2 protein-coding genes are annotated in these 3,519 nt (G+C 46.0%); both read right to left on the bottom strand.

Annotated features, from left to right (window positions below):
• On the bottom strand, positions 1 to 2,517 hold a 2,517-nt coding region (locus tag QZY95_RS05330), incomplete at its 3' end, for an efflux RND transporter permease subunit (RefSeq protein ID WP_290920236.1).
• A 9-nt stretch (positions 2,518 to 2,526) separates the two neighbouring features.
• The coding region (locus QZY95_RS05325; protein ID WP_290920233.1) for an efflux RND transporter periplasmic adaptor subunit at positions 2,527 to 3,519 on the bottom strand (993 nt) is incomplete at its 5' end.

Below are 3,519 nucleotides of genomic sequence, written 5' to 3'. Positions count from 1 at the left end.
CAGCGTGTATCCGGCAGGGAGTACCAATGCTTCAACGGCAGGCTTTATTTTTTGCCGCAGAGTCTCCGCCGTACCGACACGAGGATCGCACTGTACAGTAATGGCGCGTTGATGATCACGCCTATGGATCGTAGACTCTTCCCATGTTGTTGTTACATCAGAAACAAGCTGTCCTAATGGAATCCCTTGCGTTGACTGCATATTATACACTTGCAGCATGCGCATATCGTCTATGCGGTGCCGCTCATTCTCCGGTGGACGAAGAATTATCGGCAGCAGAGTATTTCCTTCGCGGTATACTCCCATAGGAAGTCCGTCATAGCCACGCTTCATAGCCAAGGCTACATCTTCTTTTGTAACTCCAACTCGTAATCCACGAGCCTGTGAGTACTCAGCTTCAATAACTTTTACAGGCTGCCGCCAGTCATCGCGAATATCTTTCGCGGTAGGCTCCGCGCGCATAATCGCCTTAGCATCATCAGCTAAACGATGGAGCACCGCCCTGTCCGGCCCTCTGAACCGGGCTTCAACTTTAAACTTTGATGCGGCACCAAGCGGGAATCTGCGTACTCGCGGTTCAGCATACAAAAACTTCTCGTCAAGCTCGCTCTGAACAAAATTGATGGTTTCATCAAGATGCTCAGCATCAGTCATGTTCAAAATCAACTGACCGTACGAAGAGTTTGTAAACTCCGGCTCCAGAGAAAGATAAAAGCGCGTACCGCCGCCACCCACGAACGATGCAACACCCTCTATTTCAGGATGTTCAAGCAAACTCACTTCAAGCTTTTGAAGATCATTTGAAACGATATCAACGTTAGTTCCCTCAGGCAGCCAGTAATCAACAATCAACTGTGGACGACGAGACTCCGGAAAAAACGTTTTATCAACATATTTGAAGTTAAGAATTGCGGTGACAAGCAGTACAGCCATTACGGCCAATGTGCCCCATCGATAACGAATGCAGCAATCAAGAATTTTCCGATATGTTGTAAAAAAGATTCCGGCATACGGGTCTTTTCCCTGCAAATTTTCAGGGACTTTTAACCCGATATAGCACCACAATGCTGAAACCGTCATAGCCAGAAGCCAGCTCACAAGCAGAGAAACACCGACAACAACGAACAATGATTCGCAAAACTCGCCAGTATTGTTGTCTGCCAAATACACCGGTAAAAACGCCAATGCTGCTACAATTGTTGCCCCGAGCAACGGCCACGCTGTTTCAGAATATGTTTCTTTCGCAGCCTGCATTCTGCTTTTACCAAGCTGTAACTTAATCAGCATACTCTCGGTCACAACGATTGCGTTATCAACAAGCATACCAAGAGCAATAATCAACGCACCCAATGAAATACGCTGAAGGTCAACATGCAGTCCACGCATAATAAGAAAGGTAGTAGCAATCGTCAGGAGTAAGCCGAAGCCGATCAACATACCACTGCGTAAGCCCATGAACACAAAAAGCAGTGCGACTACAATCAGTAACGCAGCACCAAGGTTCAGCATAAACTCGTCAATAGACTTCTGAACAAGGTCTGACTGCATAGCCACAACCGAAATTTCCATACCGATAGGCAAAAACTGTTTTAATTCTTCAATCCGCGCCTTAACGGCTTCACCCATTTCAATAACGTTACCGCCGGAAACGGTTGAAGCTGCAATGCCCAATGAAGGCATTCCATTAAAACGCATCTGCTTTGTAACAGGCTCTACATAGCCTTTACGAATAGTGGCTATATCTCGCAGAAGCACCATCTTATCCGATGCACCATGACTGACGATTAGGTTTCCGACAGCCTCAACGCTGTCGAACTCACCATTTACCGCCAGACGAACCCGCTCGCGACCAAGGTTCACACTGCCGGAATCCACAACGAGATTCTGTTTATCCAGTGCATTAAAAACGGATGCGGGCGGAATTCCGCGCTCAGAAAGTGACGTGCTCGAGATATCAACGTAAATACACTCTTGTAAGGCACCCCATATTTCTACTTTTGCAACGTTTTTTACCAGCAGCAGTTCTTTTCGTAATTCATCAACCTGATCTTTTAACTCTGCGTATGAAAATCCGTCACTCGTTACTGTCAGGAACACACCATACACGTCGCCAAAATCATCTTTAATAATAGGAGAAGCTACGCCCGGCGGTAACGAAGGAGTGACATCGCGCATTTTCTTACGCAGGTCATCCCAGATTTGCGGTAACTCGCGCGCACGTTTGCTTTCTTCAATATCTACCCAGATAACAGACAGGCCGGGGCGAGACATGGATCGGACGTGCTTAAGGCTTTCCATCTGCTGAATTGCAGTTTCAAGTACATCCGTCACTTCTTCTTCAACCTGAATAGTACTTGCACCGGCATATTGCGTAATTACAATTGCTGTTTTCAAGGTGAATTCAGGATCTTCCAGTTTCCCCATCTTAAAATAAGAAAACCCGCCTGCTATAAATAAAAGCAGGACAATGAACTGTGTAATTGCCCGTTTTTTAATTGAAAGTTCTGCTAAATTCATTGCATAACCCTACTTCGCAGCATCAAGAAGACGAACTTTCTGTCCGGCGGCCAAGTAATGAGCACCTGCCGTCACAACCCACTCGCCCTGTTTCAAACCGTCCAAGATCTCTATTCCATTGGAAAAAACTTTACCCGTTACGACTGAACGGCGTTCAACAACAGAAGACGAGTTATTATATACCCAAACAGCAGAACCACCTTCAGATGTTCCGATTACAGCAGTCTCAGGCAAAATGTAGTGAACAGTCACTCCTGAACTGGCAAAATGCAGCGTCACATTAGCAGCCATGCCCGGTAAAAAACTAACATCCTTCGGACGCTTAAACTGAACAGTTAAAGGGTATGTTCTTGTTTCCGGCTCAACATCAAAACCGAGTTCCTTGACGGTTGCATCGATATTTTTACCGGGAAACGCCTCCAGCTCTACCGTAATGTTCTGTAAATCATTCTGAAGAATAACAAGGTTGTCAGGAAGTCCTATCGTAACCTCAAGTGTCTCGATATCTTGAAGTTTTACCACAGGCTGACCAGCCTGAATTGTCTGATAGTTATCCATGTACTTTGCAGAAATATATCCACTGAAAGGGGCTTCCAGTGATGCATAATCTAAATCAGTTTTGGCTTTGTTAAGCTGCTCAACGAGTGACTTCACCTTAGCTTCAGAAGTCTTATACGTTGCTTCTGCCTGATCAAAAGAAACTTTCGCCGCATTATCCGCCTCAACAAGCGTACGATAACGAGAATAACTGAGCTTGGCTTCCTTTAACGCAGCCCTTGCACCGAACAGCTGTGCTTCCAGCCCACGCACTTGAATTTTATAGTCTGTCGTATCAAGGGCACCTATTAAATCTCCCTCTTTAACATACTGCCCCATTGCAACGGGGTATTCTATGAGCTGCCCGCTGACACGAAAAGCCAATGCAACCTCAGATGTTGCCTCCACTTTCCCTGGAAAAACTCTTGTCGCTCCTAAATCTGCGGGAGCAACCTGCATTGCCTT

Source organism: Halodesulfovibrio sp., assembly GCF_015482765.1.
In the GTDB taxonomy this organism is placed as follows: Bacteria; Desulfobacterota; Desulfovibrionia; order Desulfovibrionales; family Desulfovibrionaceae; genus Halodesulfovibrio.
This window is presented reverse-complemented; position numbering and strand designations above follow the sequence as displayed.